18 protein-coding genes are annotated in these 19,882 nt (G+C 39.7%); 6 read left to right on the top strand and 12 right to left on the bottom strand.

Features of this window, described 5'->3' with window-relative positions; all coding sequences use genetic code 11:
- Positions 1–216: 216 nt before the first annotated feature.
- Entirely contained in the window at positions 217–594 is a 378-nt protein-coding gene (locus tag AC622_RS09870) for a helix-turn-helix transcriptional regulator (protein WP_231589506.1), read from the top strand.
- 156 nt (positions 595–750) lie between these two features.
- Here AC622_RS09870 and AC622_RS09865 read toward each other — a convergent pair whose 3' ends face one another.
- Positions 751–2,202 (bottom strand): IS1182 family transposase, encoded by a 1,452-nt coding sequence (locus AC622_RS09865; RefSeq protein WP_049669787.1) that lies wholly within the window; start codon positions 2,200–2,202, stop codon positions 751–753.
- Between the two features lie 644 nt (positions 2,203–2,846).
- Here AC622_RS09865 and AC622_RS09860 point away from each other — a divergent pair.
- The 4 genes from AC622_RS09860 to AC622_RS21000 all read left to right on the top strand — a co-directional run bounded on the left by AC622_RS09860 (position 2,847) and on the right by AC622_RS21000 (position 5,817).
- Positions 2,847–4,196 (top strand): sensor histidine kinase, encoded by a 1,350-nt coding sequence (locus AC622_RS09860; protein WP_049670920.1) that lies wholly within the window; start codon positions 2,847–2,849, stop codon positions 4,194–4,196.
- A 127-nt stretch (positions 4,197–4,323) separates the two neighbouring features.
- Positions 4,324–5,301 carry a Gfo/Idh/MocA family protein gene (locus AC622_RS09855; protein WP_049670919.1) on the top strand — a complete coding sequence of 326 codons (978 nt, stop codon included), beginning with the start codon at positions 4,324–4,326 and terminating at the stop codon, positions 5,299–5,301.
- 106 nt (positions 5,302–5,407) lie between these two features.
- Positions 5,408–5,572, top strand: coding sequence for a hypothetical protein (locus AC622_RS21005; RefSeq protein WP_156185606.1), 165 nt, complete (start codon positions 5,408–5,410; stop codon positions 5,570–5,572).
- A 98-nt stretch (positions 5,573–5,670) separates the two neighbouring features.
- Positions 5,671–5,817, top strand: a complete 147-nt coding sequence (locus AC622_RS21000; RefSeq protein ID WP_156185605.1) for a hypothetical protein — start codon at positions 5,671–5,673, stop codon at positions 5,815–5,817.
- 849 nt (positions 5,818–6,666) lie between these two features.
- On the opposite strand, the gene AC622_RS09850 is transcribed toward AC622_RS21000, so the two are convergent.
- On the bottom strand, positions 6,667–7,041 hold the full coding sequence (locus AC622_RS09850; RefSeq protein WP_049670918.1) for a hypothetical protein: 375 nt from the start codon (positions 7,039–7,041) through the stop codon (positions 6,667–6,669).
- A gap of 481 nt (positions 7,042–7,522) precedes the next feature.
- Between AC622_RS09850 and AC622_RS09845 the strand changes: the two genes are divergently transcribed.
- Entirely contained in the window at positions 7,523–8,248 is a 726-nt protein-coding gene (locus tag AC622_RS09845) for an AAA family ATPase (protein WP_049670917.1), read from the top strand.
- A gap of 238 nt (positions 8,249–8,486) precedes the next feature.
- Here AC622_RS09845 and AC622_RS09840 read toward each other — a convergent pair whose 3' ends face one another.
- The 10 genes from AC622_RS09840 to AC622_RS09795 form a co-directional block, all read right to left on the bottom strand.
- A complete protein-coding gene (locus AC622_RS09840) occupies positions 8,487–8,852 on the bottom strand; it encodes a hypothetical protein (RefSeq protein WP_049670916.1) in 366 nt (121 codons plus the stop codon).
- A gap of 196 nt (positions 8,853–9,048) precedes the next feature.
- On the bottom strand, positions 9,049–10,548 hold the full coding sequence (locus tag AC622_RS09835; RefSeq protein WP_049670915.1) for a class I adenylate-forming enzyme family protein: 1,500 nt from the start codon (positions 10,546–10,548) through the stop codon (positions 9,049–9,051).
- A gap of 21 nt (positions 10,549–10,569) precedes the next feature.
- Entirely contained in the window at positions 10,570–12,234 is a 1,665-nt protein-coding gene (locus tag AC622_RS09830) for an AMP-binding protein (protein ID WP_049670914.1), read from the bottom strand.
- A 27-nt stretch (positions 12,235–12,261) separates the two neighbouring features.
- Positions 12,262–13,905: an FAD-binding dehydrogenase gene (locus tag AC622_RS09825; protein ID WP_049670913.1), complete on the bottom strand. Its 1,644-nt coding sequence runs from the start codon at positions 13,903–13,905 to the stop codon at positions 12,262–12,264.
- Between the two features lie 145 nt (positions 13,906–14,050).
- Entirely contained in the window at positions 14,051–14,242 is a 192-nt protein-coding gene (locus AC622_RS09820; protein WP_231589505.1) for a hypothetical protein, read from the bottom strand.
- Between the two features lie 311 nt (positions 14,243–14,553).
- Positions 14,554–15,234: a Na-translocating system protein MpsC family protein gene (locus AC622_RS09815; protein WP_049670911.1), complete on the bottom strand. Its 681-nt coding sequence runs from the start codon at positions 15,232–15,234 to the stop codon at positions 14,554–14,556.
- Between the two features lie 183 nt (positions 15,235–15,417).
- Positions 15,418–16,473: a LacI family DNA-binding transcriptional regulator gene (locus tag AC622_RS09810; protein ID WP_049670910.1), complete on the bottom strand. Its 1,056-nt coding sequence runs from the start codon at positions 16,471–16,473 to the stop codon at positions 15,418–15,420.
- A 30-nt stretch (positions 16,474–16,503) separates the two neighbouring features.
- A complete protein-coding gene (locus AC622_RS09805; RefSeq protein WP_049670909.1) occupies positions 16,504–17,325 on the bottom strand; it encodes a carbohydrate ABC transporter permease in 822 nt (273 codons plus the stop codon).
- Positions 17,325–18,185 (bottom strand): carbohydrate ABC transporter permease, encoded by an 861-nt coding sequence (locus AC622_RS09800; protein ID WP_049672885.1) that lies wholly within the window; start codon positions 18,183–18,185, stop codon positions 17,325–17,327. The genes AC622_RS09805 and AC622_RS09800 overlap by 1 nt, the downstream gene beginning before the upstream one ends.
- A 116-nt stretch (positions 18,186–18,301) precedes the next feature.
- Positions 18,302–19,585 carry an ABC transporter substrate-binding protein gene (locus tag AC622_RS09795; protein ID WP_049670908.1) on the bottom strand — a complete coding sequence of 428 codons (1,284 nt, stop codon included), beginning with the start codon at positions 19,583–19,585 and terminating at the stop codon, positions 18,302–18,304.
- Positions 19,586–19,882 lie beyond the last annotated feature (297 nt).

Raw genomic sequence — 19,882 nt, 5'->3', positions numbered from 1 at the left:
TGGCCCCATACTAAGAAAAAGCTATCGAATGTGGAAGATGGAACTCTGCTAAATCACATACGTTCTTTTAAAACTATGTGTTAAATTTTCATTGTTTATCAAAAATAGGTAAGCAAGGTGAATTTTACATGAAATTAGCCTTTATTCAAGTTGTTTTTTCCAATAAGTAGTATAATGAGAGGGAAGAACGGCTTGGCAAAAGAGAGGGTGACTTTCATGAGCAGAGGATTCTTATTAAAACAAAAAGCATTCTTAAAGCTATATTTACTTGAAATTGCCGCAAGACCGAAAGACTATGGATCAGTTGTACTAGACGACCTGAGAGCGAAATTTAAGCCATACGGATATTCTCCGTCTCATACCGAATTATACAAAACCTATAAAGAGTTATATAAACAAGGCTTCGTCAAACGGAGAAGTGAGATAAAAGGAGACCCCCATGAAAACATTCAAGAAGTTTTCATTTATTACTTAACAGAGAAGGGGAAAGAGGAACTGGAGGCTTATCGTAAGCTCATGAAGATAGAAATTGAAAGGTCAATCGGCATCTTGCAGACAGCGCTCGAAGACCATTATGGGCCAATAAAAAAATAAAAGGAATTAGGAAACATCCTTCTTTAAAGGAGGGCACTGAAAAACTTCGGTTTTTTTCATAAGTTAAGTTGACAAACATAAAAAAGACGGCTCAAGTTCAGAATATGAATTTTTGAGCCGTCTTTTATTATTTTTAAGGGATATATTCCATCCCTTTTAGTTCAATAGGGTCAATATCCGTTTCACATTTACGGCGAAAATAGCCATAGCCCCTTGTAATTGCATACCAATCAGACCCGAGGAATTGGCTACATCATACCCGTGTCTGTGTTTTAATTCACTATTCTTTGCCTCAATTTTATACCGTTCTTTCGATTTCTCTTTAAAATACTCACTTTCTTGGAATTGTATCTGTTCCGTGTGTACATTTGATTTGATGCTTACGGAATAACTCTTGGTTTTGGCTCCTTCCTTATAGCACCCGTCTCTAAAAGGACAGACTTTACATTTTTCCACATCAAAATAATAGGTATCAACTTGATTTTTGCTGCCCCCTTTTTTTCCTTGCCGAGCCTTTCGTATGGCCATATGACCAGCTTTACAGACATACATTCCAGCGTCTTTATTAAAATCAAAAACATCTTCGCTTTTACGCGTCCCTTGCGTTACCGCTGGATTTAACTTAGCCACAAGCATCATTTCACTTTTATTCGCATACTCGATATTTCCCTTTTCAGAATAGGCGGCATCACCAATGACGGTTTGAATGTCCATGCCGGCTTTTTGACTCTTCTCAATCAGCGATTTCAATTGCTTTCCATCGTTCTTTTCGCCAGTTGTAATAACGGCGGCCGTAATAATACGTTCTTCGCTCATGGCAAGATGTGTTTTGTAACCGAAAAAGGAAGAGTCAGCTGATTTATGCCCAACTCGTGCGTCTGGATCCTTGGATAATTGGAGCTGGTCATTTATATCCTCAATGGTTTCCTTCAGTACATTTATTTTTTCCTTGACTTTAGGATACTCTTGTAGGACTTCATTCTTTTCAATCACCTCGATAAGCTTTTGGCTATAGCTCACCTCATCCTCTAAGACCTCTGTCTTGGACTTGGCTGGCAGTTGATTTTTTATCTGTTCATCCACTTGATAAACGGCTTTTCGAAGCAGCTTTGATTTCTCTGCCAACAGCTCTTTAGGCGTCTTTTGGTTATATCTAGCCTTGGAATGGGTGGAATCAACGATGATAGAATGGCTTTTAATGATTTCCTTTTCAATGGCGATTTCGACCGTTTTATTGATAAGCAAGTCCAAAAGATTAAGATCTTTTAAACGGAGCTTACGGAATTTCGTTAAAGAACTAGGATCTATGACATCATCCTCAGGAGACAGGTCTAAAAAATATTTGAACGACATATCGTACCGTGAGCGTTCCACGATGTCCACATCTGATAAGTCATAAATGGCTTTTAGCAATAGATACTTAAACATTCGGATGGGGTGAACGGCATTCCGTCCATTGTCATGACAATAATGGTCTTTCAGTTCATCATATACGAAGGAAAAATCAATAAGCTCATTGATTCTTCGAAGAATATTATCGTTAGGAACTATTAAATCGTAAAGAGCCGAATAAGGACTTAAGTTCATAGACAGTTGACGTTGAATCATCGTTACACCCACTTTTTTGTGATAAGGTAAGAATTCGACAAAAAAGCCCCTGTTCCTTCCATAGATTGAAGGAACAGGGGCTTTAGTAAGATTTAAGGACTTTTTCAGTGCCCTCCTTTAAAGAGGGGTGTTTTTTATATGTAATTTTCCTGACAATTCGGTTTTTTGATGGATATGAATAAATATTTTTAAGAAAGCCTTTTTAAATTATTGTGATATAATAAATTAGATAAAAACAACAAAAGTGAAAGTGGATTAGTCCTTGTTTATATGGATAAATAAATGAACTATTATATTCATTTTCTTTTCTCATTGTACGAATTAGCAGTGTTTTTGTTATCTATTCTTATACTATATTGATTTATTATTCAAACCTACAAGGATGCGAACATCAGCATCACTTTATTCGAGAATAAAGATGGACTCTTTTTTCAAAGTTACCCAAACAATTGATTCGGATGTTTTAAAGGTGATGTTCTGTTTCGATAATATCTTCAAAAGGAAAGGTGTCTACAGTATTGATTTCGATAAAAAAGTGGAAAAATAATCCTCAGATTTACATGCTTACTGCTTATGTTTTGCTCGTGATACTTGTATTTAGTATTGTCTTTTTATACGGATATATAAGAGTAGAGAACGTACTAATGAAAGAAGCATATGAGATGTTACCGACACATATACAGATTGAACATTTATTTATGGAAGATCAGGATTCTGATAACATTATAGACATTCTAAGAGATATTCCAGTTGGCAACGAGTTTGTCTATGTAAATAATAACGATGCTAAGTCAAGTGCCTTTTATTATAATGCAAATACAGAATATAAAAAAAAGTATGTTTATCAAGGAGTTGATGCCATTCTCGTTCCATTATTAAATAAGTTCCTGATGAATAGTGAATTAGAAAATGTTTATAATATTTACTCGCAAGAAAATATCGGGATTCAGATAGGAGAGGAAGATGGTACAGCCTTTCTTAAGATTGACCACCATATTGAGAGTGATCTATTTACTGGGGATATTACTTTATACCGCGTAGTCAGTATGACATTATTAGATGAATTTAAAACGATTCTTTCTCATTGCCTATTCTTTTTTGTCATATTATCTATGATGATTTTTATTAATTATATGTTAATGAGAAAGCTTTATTATGGCCCACTAGATAAGATGAGAAAGCATTTCTTGGGCATGACGAAATTTAACATGAAGGTATTCACCTATGATGGACCAATGATTCCAAAGGTTCGAAATACGATTGATGTCGTGAACCAGACGGTTTTGGAGCTACAGGATGGTGTGCAGGAAAGTAAAGCCTTCCTTGATGAAATGGTTCATGAAATTAAGAATCCAGCTCATAATATTAAAAATGAAATAGAGCTAATAGAGGATACAATCGATGATGAAGAGCTTAAGAAAAACCTTCATTCCGTTGTAAACGAAACAGAGAATATTACTTCTTTATTGTCTAGTATTAAAGTGACCTATGATATTTATTACTTAGGGGGTTCACCTCCAGACAGTTGGATCAACCCAGTAGGAGAAATTGAGCCTATCTACATAGAATATCAATCGAAATATCCTGAATGGACATTTAGTTTTGAACATTGTGTCAATCCAAACCGTTTAATATGGATTGATAAAGGCTCGATTGAATTAATCATTCGGAACCTGCTCGATAATGCCATTAAGTATTCAAAAGAGGGGTCGTCCATATTCATTGGAATCAGAGAGCAGCAGGATGAGGAGTATCGAATTCTCATTGATGTTGTCAATACAAATTCTAGCATTGAATACCATAAAATCAGCAAAATCTTTGATAAATATTATCGGACTAATAAAGCAAAGGAACAAACGGTTGGGGCAGGGATCGGTTTATGGCTTATCAAAAATCTCACAGATATTTATGATGCAGATGTGAGCGTTCAAAGTTCAAACGAAACAACCGGCTTTATCATTTCCTTTAAACATATAAAAGAAATGGAAAAATAAAATGAATGCGATACTTCCAAGGAGGTATCGTATTTTTGTGTGAAAAGGATTATTATTTCATACCTTCTTCAAAGTATTCTTGATATGATGAAACCATGAAATCATTTGTTAGTCAGGAGGACTATTTATGAAAAACATATTCAGATGGGGAATTATCGGTGCAGGTAATATCGCTCATCGCTTTGCGACAGCTGTTAAGCAGCTTGATGGGATGGAGCTTGCTGGAATCGCAGCGAGGGAAAAAACACGGGCAGAGCAATTTGGGAAGGAATTTGATGTCCCGCAGGAACGATGCTATGGATCCTATGAAGAGCTCGTTGCCAATGGGCAGATTGATGCTGTTTATGTTGCTACTCTACATCCATTTCATAAAGAGCAGGCAATCCTTGCACTCGAACATGGGAAAGGCGTTTTATGTGAAAAACCTGTCACGATGACAAAAGCTGAAATTGAAGAGGTTGTTGCGATTGCGAAACGCGAGAACGTTTTCTTCATGGAGGCGATGAAAACTCGTTTTCTTCCGGTTAATATTCAGCTGCGCAAGCTCCTAGCTGAGGGAATAATTGGAGAGATCAAGTCGCTTCGTGCTGAGCTGGGCTTCAAGGCTGAGTTTGATCCAAAAGGACGTTTATATGATATCGAGAAAGGCGGCGGTGCCTTACTTGATATTGGCATTTACCCAGTGTCCTATGCAGCCTACTTCTTAGGTAATCAGCCTAAATATGTGCAGAGTCAACTAACTTATGGCGTTACCGGAGTTGATGAAAGTGATGCCATTTTACTCGGGTATGAAAATGGCGCAACTGCACAGATTTATTCCACAATTCAGGCCAATACCCATAAAGAAGCTAGCATACTCGGAACAAAAGGACGAATACATATCCCACTCTTCTCAAATGCGCAGTCAGCTACCATCATTTTAGACTCTGGAAAGGAAAGAACACTAGCAGAGCCCTATGAAATCAATGGATTTGAATATGAAATTCGTGAAGTTGTCAGATGCATGAAGGAAGGTTTAGTTGAATCACCATTAATGACATGGAAGGATTCCATTGAAATCATGGGAATGATTGACCAAATCTTTGCTGCTAATCAGCTGAAATAAAGGAGCCTTTATGGCTTCTTTTTTTATTGTGAAATAATTCCAGTTAAAAAGGGGATGGGGGAGGGAAGAAAAAGAATGAAGATGTTTGTAAGGAGGCATGACAGCAATGAAAATACTTCAAGGAAAGCATAAGAAGGATTTATCTAAGCTGACAAAAGACAAAAAGAAAGAAAAGAAGCTGCCACAGGATTCAGAGCATGACATTGAGGAAGTATACGATGAACCAGCCGATCCTTATTTAAAAACACGCTTGAATCATGAAAAGATTTAATTAACCTCCAATGATTTGGAGGTTTTTTTATGAGGAATCATGAATACAGCCATGAATCCAGGAGAACATAATTTGTATAGTAAAGGAGGAATGATACCATGAAAAAGAAAGAAAATCACACGAATGCAGAAGAAAGAAAAACGAAAAATCCACAGCAAGATTCATCATTTAATATAGATGATATGGAAGATGTACCGCCATATGAGCCATATGATAAAAACCGTATTGATACAACGAATTTATAAACATCAAACACATGCTGATTAGGAAAATAGAGTGTAATTACATAAATATATTATGTTAACTAGGGTGTTGAGAAATAAAATAAGATGGAGAGTTGTTCACTAAAGAAACGTTCGTTTCGTCTGAGAGCCAATCTCAAGCAACCTAAATAATGGAACAATAATGGAATCATTGTATATTGCTTGTAGATCAGCAGCATATTAAATCTAATACCAATCGAATGAATATTTCGTTGGTTTCATATTAAAATGAATTAGCTGCGTGTAATAAAATAATTTAATAATAGATGAAAATACATAAAAATTGATATGTGTTAATTACTGCCTAATTTTCTTTGTTTTGTCTCAATTGCTTAAGTAATCTTCTCAAATGAGACATCTGAAACGTTTCAATCATTAACTTCCTATAATACATATTATGTTCGGGGCGTTGATTTCAAAAACTTAATTAGAACGGTAACTTGCCCTTTCCCCTCACCATTCACAGCTTTACATAAATGAATGGTATGCTTTCAGCCTTAACTCATTCATCCCGATAAGTTCATCACTAATCTCCATCCACTCATTGCTTCCACACGCCGATTTCGAAATTTGAATCTAAAACATGTCATTAGCATAGCCAGTGGTAAAATAAAATATGAATGACAAGCTGTAAATTTAGCTTAAATGATTGGTTTTAGTCATAATTCCTATCTGACAGCTTTTTACTTATATTGGTCAGTTTTTGTATATGACTGTTAACTTACAAACCTTTGGCGGTATTAACCTAGATACAAACAAACGGCCTTTTTAGCGATAAACGTAAAACAGACAGAAAAAGTAAATCTTTTCTGTCTGTTAAAGCTATATATATTAGCGCTCAATTCGGTTTTTATAGTCTCGATCCTTGCTTTTATCAATATCAATATAGCTTACGCTGTACTCAATGACATCGTTCATGAAGAGATCATGCTGCTTAGCAAACTCCTTCACCTTAGCTAATAATTCTTTATCATAGGTTGTTTTATACTGGACGCGGTCCTTTGGACGAGTCTCCTTATTGTAGATGATCTCCCCTCTTGATAGCACATTTTCTAAGCCAGTCTCCAATAAATAATTAATGTATGTATCGTTTTCATCCGCCATAACAGCGAGTCGATCGAGTATAGCCTTGCTAATATTCGTTCTAAATTTGACTCGTGATGTGTCTGTCGCCTGAATTAAGCGTCCGTCTACTTTTTTCCACATATCTATCATTCCTTAGTGTTTTCTTATATGAGTAGTATAAAGGATTTGATAAAGTTCTGACAGATAATTTTCGTAGAATAGCCATCATGCCTTCCTTTCAACAGGAACATATGTTCTGTATTGGCGAAATGAACAACCCCCCCGTTTGCTCCCCTTTTTGGCTGCACAATTCCAACATATGTTAAAAATATCGCATCATTCAATATTGTTCGTGTTTTCAGCAAAATGAGTTGTATCCGGCCTGTGAGTGATTGGCATTTTGGTTGGTTAAACACGAACTAAATATCAATAATATATTTAATCATTCGTATTTAAGTAAATTGTTTTCACTTGATGATGATATTTTGATTATTATATGAAGAATTGGCACATAGTTCTTTGAAAGGAATGTTGCTTAACAATGTTTTATAGAATGGTTAAGGGTTGTAAAACCCTTTCAGAAAGGATTAAATAAATATAATGAACATGAAGGAGGATTGCTATGTTTTTGAAGAAAGTTACACTCCTGCCTGAACGTATTCAATATCATGATCAATATCCTTTCTCCATCCCAGCTATTCGGAATTTGGATTCAATTACGTTTAAGAAACCAGTTACGTTTTTCGTCGGTGAGAATGGCACCGGAAAGTCTACCTTATTGGAAGGGATTGCAGCTAATATAGGGTTTAATACAGCTGGGGGCAGTCGCAGCAATGTATACGATGTAGACAAAGCTGATGCTCCTCTTAGTGATTATTTGCGATTATCCTGGCTGCCGAAAATTTCAAATGGCTTCTTTTTTCGCGCTGAAACATTTTATCATTTTGCTACGTACATAGATGAAGTTGATGAGGATGGTTATCAAAGCTATGGAGGAAAGTCTCTTCATCAGCAATCCCATGGAGAGTCCTTTCTCGCATTATTCTCGAACCGTTTCTACAAGAAGGCCATCTATCTGTTGGATGAGCCGGAAGCTGCCCTCTCTCCCGCTCGCCAATTAACGTTTTTACGAGTGATTCATGACTTGACGAAGAATCGTAATGTTCAACTGATCATTGCGACCCACTCTCCTATTCTGCTTGGCTATCCAGATGCACAAATAGTTAGTTTTGATGAGGATCAATTACGTGAAATCACCTACGAAATGACCGACCATTACTTGATTACGAAGTATTTCTTAGATAACCGCGGGAAGATGCTTGATGAGCTGTTGAAGGAGCATGATTGATTTACTTTTTTTTCCGTCTAAGGTGTATCTTCTTTTGCCTACATGATGATTCATACACTATGAAGATTAAGAACATCGTTTTTTATAAAGGTTGTTGGAACTGTTAGTCGATAATTATAAAGAAATCCTCTTTGCTTTCATTTGCATGAGAGGGTTGAACAGTAAAAAGGATGAATAATAGACAACCGAGAACATCTCCAATCATCTACTATTCCTCCATTTATGTAAGGAAAATCATTTATGAGTTCCTTTTTAATTTGCCTGTATAAAACCTAACCTCGGGAGTAAAAGAAAGCCCAATAACCAGCCAAAGGAATGGGTTTTGTAAGCTGATATCGTTCGATGATTGAAGGCCTGTAATCTTAAAGGTCATCAGCAAGCCAAGACTATACATAATGACAATCAATCTTGAATGGACCGATGAAATAGTCCCTTGTTTTCTTGCTGACATTAGCCAATTAATTGGTGAAAAAAGGATAAACAGAATGAGAATGAAACCTGCAGACATCCATTGATTATCAATTTGCGGCAGGATTGAGTAATCATAGAATAATAAAAGGGTGATAAAGAGTATTTCAATAAAAAGTCTCGTGTATTCCCTCATTTATTCACCTCCCATCAGGATGTATAGTTGATCATATATGGTATTCTAACATGTAAGATTTGGAACAATGGTTAAGATTGACGATCATATGCATGTGTAGATGATTCGTTTCTTTTTAACTCAGCAAAAAAGAAGCCTGTCTTCTGCTCCGTAATGACAGAAAACTGGCTTCCCATCCTCACTATTCATTTAACCCTTACACATTCGCTTTATCCCTAAGTGTATGCTTCAGCACCTTCCCGCTCGCATTGCGCGGAAGCTCATCAATAAATTCAACCTCTGTTGGAACTTTATATTTTGCGAGATTTTGCCCGCAATAATGAGTAATATCCTCTTTTGTCAGTGATTTAGCTTCCTTTAAAACAACATAGGCTTTCGGAACTTCCCCATAGACCTCATGCGGTATGCCTACAACGGCTGCCTCGAGAATTTCCTCCATCTGATATAACACTTCTTCGACTTCAATCGGATACACATTTTCTCCGCCGCGAATCAGCATGTCTTTCTTTCGGTCCACAATATAAAGCAAACCATCTTCATCCAGCTTTCCAAGATCCCCGCTGTATAGCCATCCGTCTTTCAAAGCAGCCGCTGTTGCTTGTTCATTCTTTAGATACCCTTTCATTACCTGTGGTCCCTTTACAATGATTTCCCCTACTTCACCAGGCGTAACATCACGTCCGGAAGGATCAACCACACGTACCTCTGTATTTGGGAGAGGTTCACCTACTGATCCAATTTTCTCTAAGGCATATTCATCCTTTAATGTCGTTGCCCCTGGAGAGTTTTCTGTCTGTCCGTAAAGATTTTGAAGCTTAACATTCGGAAAGTGTGCTTTGAGCCGTTTGACTAGCTCATATGGCATCGGTGCTGCCCCATAAGCAAACAGACGAAGATGGCTTAAATCCTTCGATTTCATCAATGGCGTATGAAGTAGAGTGCTATAAATGGCTGGAACACCAAAGAAAAGGGTTACCTTTTCCTTCTCCATCGTATGAAGGGTCTCGGCTGGAGAAAATTGTTCTTCAATGATGACCGTCCCGCCTCGTTGAATGGTTGGAATGGAGAAACAATGGCTTGCTGCACAATGAAAGAGCGGCGTAACGATGTGCATCCGGTCTGTTGCGCCAAGTTCCAGAGAGTCTGCCCATATTTCCGCAATAGACTCGACATTCCTGACAGATAGCATGACCCCTTTAGGACGTCCGGTGGTTCCGGATGTATAAAAGATAACCGCTGTATCATCTGGATGTAAGGATGGAAGCTCAGTATTTGACTTTGATGAGCTTGTAACGGCCTCAAAGGTATTCTTTCCACCTAATTCAAGGACATCTTGGAATAAATCAAGAGAAACATTCTGCAAGCCCGCAGCAAGCTTTATATCATAGATCAGCATCCTTGCCTCTGAATGCTTGATAATATATTCGACCTCTGGAGGAGCAAGCTTTGTATTGATTGGCAGCACAGGCACTCCAGCTAGCTGGCAGGCATAATAGGCAATCAGAAACGAATCAGAGTTAGGCAAATATAGGGCGATAATGTCTTCATTTGTATATCCCTTATCCTTCAGGAAGTGGGCCAGGCTGCAAGCCTTCTCGAAAAATGTACGATAGGTTGTTTCACGTCCTTTAAAGGATGTGATGACGTTGTCTGGATATCTTTCTGCATGCTCTTGTAATTGCTTGGATATAAACATCATTATGACCCCCCTGTCTTCTTAATGAATTGGCTCTTCCTTTAACAATCTTCTTAATACTTTACCTGAGCTTGTTGCTGGGAGCTTATGAATCCATTCAATATGGCTGGGTACCTTAAAAGCAGCCATTTTACTCTTTGCCCATTCTTTTAATTCATTCATTGTCGGTGCTTCTTTGATTCCTGGCTGAAGGACGATAAAGGCTTTTACGACCTCTCCCTTCATTGGATCAGGAACACCAATGACCGCGCTTTGCCATATGGCCGGATGCTCATTCAGCATGGCTTCCACATCCTCTGGAAACACACTAAAGCCAGATGTCTTAATCATTTCCTTCAATCTTCCATGGAAATACAGATAACCATCCTCGTCTATGCTTCCAATATCGCCTGTATGAACCCAGCCATCCTTTATCGTTTCAGCTGTTGCTTTCTCGTTCTTATAGTAGCCCTTAAAGACGGCAGGACTTTGAATGAGAATTTCTCCCTTTTCGCCTGTGAGCATTCCTTCACCTGTTTCAATATCGATGATTTTCATCTTTGTCTCATATGTGGGAATACCGAAGCTTCCCCATTTCACCTTGTCTTTTGGCATGAAGGTATCGCAAGTATGTGTCTCACTCAACCCGTATGCGGCTTCATACAGCCGGGACTCATTCGTCAATTCGGCCCATTGAAAAGCTAATGTCTCTGTAACAGATGCGCCAAAGCTCGTAGATGGATTCTGTTTTAAGGAGGATAAATCTCTTTTCTTACTATCCTCAAGTTTCAGGATGGCAAGATTCATGGGAGCGGTACTATACCAATGAGTGATTTTGTATTGTTCGATGGCTTGTACAGTTGCCTCTACATCAAAGCGGGTCAGCATCACGCATGGCTGGCCGCTGTAGATTGGCAGGTACACCCCCATTACCATACCGGCGATATGACAAAGCGGTGCAATCGAAAGGAACGAGCCTTCCTCAAATTGATTGGCTGTCCACGTCGCTGCAGTCTTGAATAAGCTGCTCCCATAGGGCAACATCGCTGCTTTAGAACGTCCAGTGGTACCTGATGTAAAGACCATCATACCGATGTCTGTCCATAGATCAAGTTTCACATTCCCTTTATAGGGAGTGGAGTAGTATAAAATCCTTTTGAAATCAATCGCATCAGGATGTGTGATTTTTTTGTCCTTTAATTCTTCTGGAATCGGCAAGGTTGGTTTTTTGGGGAGATAATCTGCATAATGAGCAGTGATGGCTAAATCGATGGATGGGATGCTCGAGCGAATGGATGACACTCTCCTATATAGCTCTGTCCCGGCAATGATGGCCTTTGCTTCCACTATATTTAGGAGGTGTTGAAGTTCCGCTTCTTTATACATCGGATTTAAAGGAACAACGATCCCGCCAATAAGTTGAATAGCATAATGAGCGATGATATATTGGGGACAATTCTGCATGTAGAGTGCCACCCGGTCTCCCTTTTTGATTTGCTGATTATGCAGAAACTGAGCAAAGCGATCTACGGAATGATCAAGCTCCTTATAGGAAATGGTATTCCCATAGAATAGATAGGCTGCTTTATCGGGATGTGCTCCAGCATTCAGTTTAAGGTATTCATGGAGCGGTTTTTCACCACATTTGTATGTAAGCTTTGTTGGTACTCCGCTTGGCCAAAAGGATTGATCCTTCACCTCTTCCATCTCCCTGTTCCTCCTTTATGGAATGAATCATAGCTTGCTTATCGCATGTCCCGCGGTTCGTCCCGTAAATAGACATCCCCCTAGAAAGGTTCCTTCAAGCGAACGATACCCATGTATTCCACCGCCGCCGAATCCGGATGCTTCTCCAGCGGCATACAGGCCTGGAATCAGCTGTTGATTCATATCCAGCACCTGGCCATTTAAATCCGTTTGTAGTCCGCCCAGCGTCTTTCTGCTGACGATATGCAGCCTTACAGCTATGAGAGGGCCATTCTTCGGATCGAGCAGCTTATGTGGCTTTGCTACCCTGATTAATTTATCACCCATAAACTTTCGAGAGCTCCTAATGGCGGCAAGCTGCAAATCCTTGCCGAAGGAATTCTCTAAATCACGATCACGGGCTTCGATTTGTGTGCGAATATCGTCAAGATTGATTAAGTCTTCTCCTGTAAGCTCATTCATGCCATTAACAAGCTCCTCTAATGAATGCTTAATGATGAAATCCTCTCCATGGTCTAAAAATGACTGAATAGGCTCTGGTGGTCCCGGTAATACTCGTTTCAGGATTTTTGCAATTGACTTATCCGTTAAATCTGGATTTTGTTCCGATCCAGATAAAGCGAATTCCTTCTCAATAATACTTTGTGTCAGAATAAACCATGAGTAGTCATATCCAGTACTTTGAATCAACTCAAGCGTTCCTAAAGTATCGAACCCTGGTAAACCCGGCAAAGGAAAACGCTTTCCTTTTGCATCAAACCACATCGAAGAAGGACCAGGCAATATACGAATCCCATGATTATCCCAAATAGAGTTCCAGTTATGAATTCCCTCTGTATAATGCCACATGCGGTCCCGGTTGACGATACGGCCTCCTGCCTGTTCCGCTATCGCTAGCATTCTTCCATCAACATGGGCGGGTACACCGGAGATCATCTTTTGCGGCGCTTTTCCCAGGCGTTTTGGCCAGTTTTTACGGACTAATTCATGATTGCCGCCAATCCCTCCGCTTGCAATGAGGATGGCATGTCCGCTATAGTCGAATCCACCAACGACTGTTCGGTTGCTCGGTTCACCCCGCTTTGACGAGCTCGGTGCTAATATGGCACCACTGACCCCGCCGACCCGTCCCTTATCCGTCAGCAATTGATCGACACGATGTCTCGGCTTGTAATCGATTAACCCTCTATCCATATATTGACGCACCTGTTGTTCAAATGGGGCAACGATGGCCGGACCAGTACCCCAAACGATATGAAAGCGGGGGACAGAATTGCCATGACCGTTTGCTAGATGGCCGCCTCTTTCAGCCCATCCGACAATCGGGAAGAAACGGATGCCTAATTCATGGAGCCATTGACGTTTCTCTCCTGCCGCAAATTCAATATAGGCTTTTGCCCATTTCATTCCCCAATCATCTTCCTCACGGTCATATCCGGCCGAGCCTTGCCAGTCCTGCCAGGCAAGTGCCTTAGAATCATGAATACCGAGCCTGCGCTGTTCGGGTGAATCAACAAGAAAGAGACCGCCGAAAGACCACCAGGCTTGTCCACCCATATTGGTCTCAGGCTCTTGATCTAACAGCAGAACCTTCTTTCCTGCCCTTGCTATCTCGCATGCCGCAACAAGTCCGGCAAGTCCCGCTCCAATAATAATTACTTCGTGGTCCATATCTGATGTCCAGCCCTTCCTATGACCTCTATGTACATTTTCTATATGCTGTCATTGCTATAAGTATAGCTACATGCTAAAATACGGTCAATAAGATATGTGAATTGTTTGAAAATTTATACTGCGAATAGCCATTTTTTCCTCTTTACTCAGGGAGAAGGGCCTGATGCCTTGTATAAAAGGTCCCGTATCGATAAAGTACTTTCACTTGCAGTTCCCTGTCCTCCATGCAAAAACGATAGATTGTGTTCGTTGGCTTCCGCTCCTTCTTATAATCCACATTTAAATAGGTTGCTATATTCTCAATATAAAGCTCCAGCTCAATTCGTAAAATCATATTAGGCTTATTCTTTGAATGATTTAATATTGATTGTTGTTTTTTGTATCTTTCAATACTGGTCAACAACTCCTTTTCTTTCTGGGAATACTCGGTTTTATTAATATCGGCTTCCTCCTTTCATGATTTGCTTTCACAAAACCAATAAAAAAAGTCAGAAAAGGTGTGTAAAACATCCTTCTCTGACTTATGATTGGTTCCATGCCCACTCATTGCGATCAGATTTCCTATTATTCGCTTAATATCCTTATCATACCATTATCCAGATTGCTTTTCAATGTGACAATAATTTTCCCAATAGGTCGATTCTCTTATGCTTCCAAAATGAAAATAATATAACTTGAATCTCTTTCAAAATTCCAGAAGGTGAATTCATCAATCACTTTTTTGTTCAAGTGGGCTTCAAAATCCCTTCTGCGTTCTTTGAGAAGTCTCTTCTCAAGATTTCGTTTGGCAATCATTAAATTCTCCTTAAAGCCCAGCTTGATAAATTCTTTCTCGATATTGATCAGTATGCCTTTTCTGACAAGAATCAACTGTCTTTTGTTCAGCAAGTGAGAATAGATGGATTCAGGCTCCTTTTGAGCGATTGCGCTGACCTCAATCATGACCTCCTCCACCTTCTCTTTATTTGGATATGGAACAATTTCACAATCATGACCCTTCATGCGGATGATAAACATCCCTGTCATATGGTCAAGATTCCAGTCATAATTAAATTCGGAAACCGTTTGATTGAGCGTTAGCTCAATGTAGGACGTTATGTCTTTCATAAGCGTTTCCATCATGAGATCCCTCGTTTTATGAACATAGATGCTTTTATTGTTGGCCATTAAGGATTTCTCCATGGGGGAAAGGAAATTTGATAAATGAACGGAGAGGAACGGATGGGACCATGTAGCCAATACATGACCCGGACCCCGGCCGAAATTCTCCCGCAAGAGACGGCCAATATAACTGCTGATTTCTTTCTCTACAGATAATTTATTCATCGTACACCTCAGACTATGAGACTTTCTAAACATTTATCCTCCAATTAATGGATTAAAACATCTAAATGGCGCATTTGCCTGGGAAAATTTATCGAGGAAATTAGCCTAATTGGATGATTGCTAGCTTAGAGATTCTTTCTTTCCTTTAAATAATTCTACATAAGATAGAAAAAAGCCTGCTAATCAGTGCATAAGCACATCTTCAGCAGGCTTCCCTTGATTAATAGATGAGTGTGACTCCCTCTCAATAATTCTTGTCGGAATAAGCACATTTTTTTCAATCACTTGAGGATTCATGATGAGTTCAATCACATATTTGGCTGCTTCAATCCCCAATTCATATGTATGAATATCCATTGTCGTTAAAGAAGGGGTCGTATAGTCAGCAACCTCATAATTATTGAAGCACACGATGGAGGCATCATCGGGTATGCGCATATTCTTTCCTAAAAGCAAACCAGTCAGAATAATGGCGTAATCAATATCAAGCGCCACATAGGCAGTAGGCGGCTCACGTAAAGCATACAGCTCCTCAAGAGCGGTCAATCCTTCCACGCGGCTATATGGCAGCGGCTTGATATAATCAGGTGAAAACGATAATCCAGCACTCTTAAGTGCTTCCTTGTATCCCTTCAAACGATCACTAACGACGTCATATTCGAGTGCCCCGCCAAAAAAAGCAATATGACGATGTCCAAGATGAAGGAGGAATTCTGTCAGATCCTTTGCGGCCTTTTGGTTATCATTATCCACGTATGTGATTCCGTTGCAGTCTTTTCCTGGATGGCCGACGACGACAAAAGGAAATTCCTTCTCAAGCAGATAACGGAGTATTTTATCTCCCTTTCGTGAATACAAAATAATTAATCCGTCTACCTGCCTCCCTTCGACCATCTGAATAACATCCTCAAAAATGGCCTTCTCTGAATCTCCCGTTGTGATGGAGAGACTGTATCCCTCCTCCCTGCAATAAGAGCCGATTCCCCTCATGACTTCCTGGAAGAATGGATTATGCAGGGAGTATTTGGCGGAATGCTTTAACACAATCCCAATCGTCTTCGTTGTCTTCGTTACGAGATTCCTGGCATTGGCATTCAAATGATAGCCAAGTTCTTTCATGACTTTCCGAACTTTCTTTTTTGTCTTATCACTGATGCTAGGACTGTCAGCAATGACTCGAGACACGGTGGAGGGTGCCACATTTGCCTTTTTGGCAACATCTTTTATCGTAACGGTCATGTAAACGATCCCACCTCTATTTTGATGCGGCTATTTAACCGCTCCATCTGAAATTCCTTTAATAATTTGTTTTTGAGCAAAGAAATAGGCAATGATGACAGGAATAATGGATAAGGTTAAACCTGCGAGAGCCAAATGCCATTGCTTCGTATATTGACCAAAGAAATAGAACAATTTAAGCGGAATGGTTTCTGTTCCTGCTTCACCAAGCACCAAGGATGGGAGCAGGTAATCATTCCAAATCCAGATAACATTCAATATTCCCACCGTAATGGACATCGGCTTCAGTAATGGGAAGATGATATACCAAAATACTTGAAAGCGGTTCGCACCATCGATGGTTGCTGCCTCATCCAATGATTGAGGGATTCCCTTTAATGTACCGTGATATAAGAAAATGGACAGACTGCATCCGAATCCAAGATACATGAAAATCAACCCGGCTCTGTTCAGCATACCGAACTGGCCAAATTGAGAAATGAGCGGAATCATAACCGATTGGAACGGAATCAGCATGGCTGCGACAAAGACAAAGAAAATGACAGAGCTCATCTTGCTCTTATTCCTTGAAAGTGCATAAGCGGCCATTGCCGAAAAGACGATAATAATCCCGACACTGACGGCAGAGATCAGCAAGGAATTAAACAAAGTTCTGAGAAAATCGAGCTGTTCAAACGCTTGCAGAAAATTGTCACTCGTAAATTCACCTGGAAGGCCTAGTGTATCAGCAAAGATATCGCGCTTTGTCTTAAAGGCGTTGACGATCATTAAGTAAAAAGGGCTGAGCCATAACAAAGCGAGCAGGATGCCGATAACGCCAATGATGCGTAAATGCCATTTCTTTCTCTTCATTATAGTTCAACCTCCCGTTTCTTATTAAAGTACACCTGCAGTAGCGATACAATCGCCACAATGATAAAGAAGATGACGGCCTTTGATTGCGCATAGGCCATTTCATTATCTGTAAAGGCCGAACGAATGATATTCATAGCCACCATTTCTGTTGAATTATAGGGGGCCCCTCCTGTTAAACTTAAGTTTTGATCATAAATCTTAAAGGAATGGGACAATGTCAGGAATAAGCTGACGGTGAATGCTGGAGCAACGAGCGGGAATGTAATATGACGGAATCGCTGAAATGCATTGGCCCCGTCGATTTCAGCCGCTTCTAGTAAATCACCCGGTACTGCCTGCAAATAGGCAATGTAGATAATCATGATATATCCAGCCATTTGCCAGGCCGTCAGGATGACCATTCCCCAAAACCCAGTCTCAGTTGTTGAAAGCCATCCATTTAAAGCTTCAATGCCAAAAAGATCGCCAATGCTTCCAAACACCTTAATGAAGATAAACTGCCAAATGAACCCGAGAATCAATCCGCCTATCAAGTTCGGCATAAAGAATACGGTACGGAGTAAGTTACTCGATTTTAATTTGGTTGTCACTAGTAGAGCAAGACCTAGGCCAATGATGTTAATTAGCACAATTGAGGCAATCGAAAACTTAACCGTGAACCAAAACGCACTTATAAACGCATCATCATTAAATAGATTGATATAGTTTTTCAACCCAATAAAGTCCAATCTCCCGAGTCCATTCCAGTTAGTGAAAGAATAATAGAATCCGAACAGTAACGGAATGATGACGACAATGACGAGAGCAGCAAGGACAGGTGTCAAGAATAGCCAAAAGGCCCAGTCACGATTTCGAATAGGAATCGCCCTCCTTATAATGAATGTGTGAGGAAAAGACAGCCATGCCACGGCAGCCAAGAGAATGTCGTCCCTCTGCTTTAAGAGCGGCTGGCTGTCTTCATTTGATGAAAGGATTAATTATCAGCTTTTTCTTCCCAGATTTTCTGAGTTTCTTTCACAAGCTCTTCCCATGTTTGATCACCAGAGACATATTTTTGCACGCTTGCTCCAAGATCCTCATTCCATCCGACCGGATAGCCCATGAAGACCCATCCAAGCGTATTTCCGGCTTCTGCATATTTGTAAATTTCCTGTGAAAGCGGATCGGCGATTTTTTCCGTATCATAGCCTTCATAAGCTGGAATAAACTTGAACTCTTCTAAGACAGCTGTTTTACCTTCATCAGAAGTATAAAGCCAATCTAAGAATTTCTTTGCTTCCTCTTGTACGTCTTCATCCACTTTGCTGTTTACAGCCCAGTAGTTTGGTACGCCTACAGGCATTTTCGCTTCATCACCGTTTGGAATAGGAATGATGCCGATTCCTTTTTCAGCTAACTCAGGGTCCATTTCATAAACCGTATTGTAAACCCAGTTCCCTTGCTGAATGAAGGCCACTTTCTCGAGGGAGAAAAGCTCCTCTACTTGCTGGGAGTAGTCAAGACTTGTTGTCGGCTGAACAGAGTATTCATTTTGCAAATCAATCATTTGCTTGAATGTATCTCCGTCTTCAAACTTGATTGACTTTGATTCACTAGCCTTCAAGATATCACCGTCGAATTCATTCGCAAGGAATACATTGGATAAGTGGTTGCCTGTTACCCATTTCTCCTTCACGGGATAAGCGAATACCGCATCAATGTCTAATTTATCTTTCTCTGAATCTAGTTTCTTAACGGCTTCTTCTAATTTGTCATAAGATGTCAAGCTGGCTGGATCAATCCCGGCTTCTTTCAAAATACGTTTATTGTAAATGAAACCATAGCCCTCTTGGTTATATGGCACACCAAGAACTTCACCATCAACTGTGACACCATCAAGCGTACCATCAAGGGCAGCTTCAGCAGCTTTTGTATCACTCAAGTCAGTTAACCGGTCTTTAAATTGCTTCACATCTGTCGGTCCGCCGATATTGAAGATGGCAGGCTCCTCACCGGAAGAAAACTTGGAGGTGATAGCCGACTTATAATCATTCCCTCCGCCGACTGTCGTGATTTTTAAATCTACATCTGGATTTTCCTTTTCATACTGTTCAGCAACCTGTTCAAACTGCTGCTTGAATTCTACTTTGAACTGAAAAATCTCAACTGTTGTTTTATCCCCGCCATCGCCGCCGCTCGATGATGAGCATCCTGCTAAGACAAGACTTGATAAAAGTAATCCAGATAGTGTTCCCTTGACGATTTTACTTTTTAACATAGAGCCACTCTCCTTATGATTTTGTTTAAAAACTTTCGAAAACGTTTGCATTGATAAGTAAAAAAAGAAACTTCTATCACGCTATTAAGTAAGTATTCTAGGGAGTTCAAAAGAATAGTAAACATCTCATAGCAAGCGCTTTCAAAGTTTTTTATATCCTAATATTACCATTAATATACATTGTATACAAATGGTAAGTTTGTAAAATATATTCATTTTGATAGAATAGATAATTTTGGTGAAAACATTTGCACAATGAAGGAGATTATCTTAATTTGCTATCGAAGCTGTACGGAG

The organism is Bacillus sp. FJAT-27916, assembly GCF_001183965.1.
In the GTDB taxonomy this organism is placed as follows: Bacteria; Bacillota; Bacilli; order Bacillales; family Pradoshiaceae; genus Pradoshia.
Note: the sequence above shows the minus strand (reverse complement) of the source record. Positions and strands in the feature narration are given on the sequence as shown.

What these genes read in the sequence shown, in the direction of transcription:
- AC622_RS09795 (WP_049670908.1), bottom strand. Translation starts at nt 19,585, where the DNA reads ATGTTAAAAAGTAAAATCGTCAAGGGAACACTATCTGGATTACTTTTA.
- AC622_RS09855 (WP_049670919.1), top strand. Translation starts at nt 4,324, where the DNA reads ATGAAAAACATATTCAGATGGGGAATTATCGGTGCAGGTAATATCGCT.
- AC622_RS09860 (WP_049670920.1), top strand. Translation starts at nt 2,847, where the DNA reads ATGAAAGAAGCATATGAGATGTTACCGACACATATACAGATTGAACAT.
- AC622_RS09865 (WP_049669787.1), bottom strand. Translation starts at nt 2,202, where the DNA reads ATGATTCAACGTCAACTGTCTATGAACTTAAGTCCTTATTCGGCTCTT.
- AC622_RS09820 (WP_231589505.1), bottom strand. Translation starts at nt 14,242, where the DNA reads ATGATTTTACGAATTGAGCTGGAGCTTTATATTGAGAATATAGCAACC.
- AC622_RS09870 (WP_231589506.1), top strand. Translation starts at nt 217, where the DNA reads ATGAGCAGAGGATTCTTATTAAAACAAAAAGCATTCTTAAAGCTATAT.
- AC622_RS09845 (WP_049670917.1), top strand. Translation starts at nt 7,523, where the DNA reads ATGTTTTTGAAGAAAGTTACACTCCTGCCTGAACGTATTCAATATCAT.
- AC622_RS09835 (WP_049670915.1), bottom strand. Translation starts at nt 10,548, where the DNA reads ATGTTTATATCCAAGCAATTACAAGAGCATGCAGAAAGATATCCAGAC.
- AC622_RS09805 (WP_049670909.1), bottom strand. Translation starts at nt 17,325, where the DNA reads ATGAAGAGAAAGAAATGGCATTTACGCATCATTGGCGTTATCGGCATC.
- AC622_RS09850 (WP_049670918.1), bottom strand. Translation starts at nt 7,041, where the DNA reads ATGTGGAAAAAAGTAGACGGACGCTTAATTCAGGCGACAGACACATCA.
- AC622_RS21005 (WP_156185606.1), top strand. Translation starts at nt 5,408, where the DNA reads ATGAAAATACTTCAAGGAAAGCATAAGAAGGATTTATCTAAGCTGACA.
- AC622_RS09840 (WP_049670916.1), bottom strand. Translation starts at nt 8,852, where the DNA reads ATGAGGGAATACACGAGACTTTTTATTGAAATACTCTTTATCACCCTT.
- AC622_RS21000 (WP_156185605.1), top strand. Translation starts at nt 5,671, where the DNA reads ATGAAAAAGAAAGAAAATCACACGAATGCAGAAGAAAGAAAAACGAAA.
- AC622_RS09815 (WP_049670911.1), bottom strand. Translation starts at nt 15,234, where the DNA reads ATGAATAAATTATCTGTAGAGAAAGAAATCAGCAGTTATATTGGCCGT.
- AC622_RS09830 (WP_049670914.1), bottom strand. Translation starts at nt 12,234, where the DNA reads ATGGAAGAGGTGAAGGATCAATCCTTTTGGCCAAGCGGAGTACCAACA.
- AC622_RS09810 (WP_049670910.1), bottom strand. Translation starts at nt 16,473, where the DNA reads ATGACCGTTACGATAAAAGATGTTGCCAAAAAGGCAAATGTGGCACCC.
- AC622_RS09825 (WP_049670913.1), bottom strand. Translation starts at nt 13,905, where the DNA reads ATGGACCACGAAGTAATTATTATTGGAGCGGGACTTGCCGGACTTGTT.